Source organism: Chromohalobacter sp. HP20-39 (assembly GCF_033052815.1).
In the GTDB taxonomy this organism is placed as follows: Bacteria; Pseudomonadota; Gammaproteobacteria; order Pseudomonadales; family Halomonadaceae; genus Chromohalobacter.
In genome coordinates, this window is record NZ_JAWHTP010000838.1 from 1 (window position 1) to 258 (window position 258).

General features: G+C 72.9%; 1 protein-coding gene. It reads right to left on the minus strand.

Annotated elements, in window-relative coordinates:
* The coding region (locus tag RVY79_RS20310; RefSeq protein WP_317466393.1) for a cobaltochelatase subunit CobN at window positions 1-258 on the minus strand (258 nt) is incomplete at both ends.

Genomic DNA, 258 nt, shown 5'->3' on the forward strand with positions numbered 1-258 from the left:
GATCGTCAGACCAGAAGGGGGCCGCCAGCAGCCCCTTCTCGGCGAGCGCCGCGACGACCGCGTCGACGATTTCGGTCTGCATGTCGCGGATCATGCCATCGGCGATGGCGATGGCGACCACCGGCCGGTCCGCCCAGCCCCGGGTCCCTGCCCAGGTTCGGAACGGTTCCGCCGCGGCAAACGGGGCAGGCGCCGCCGGATGATAGAGACCGGCCGCGGCAAGCCGCGCGGGTGCGGGCAGGGCGCCGATATCGCGTC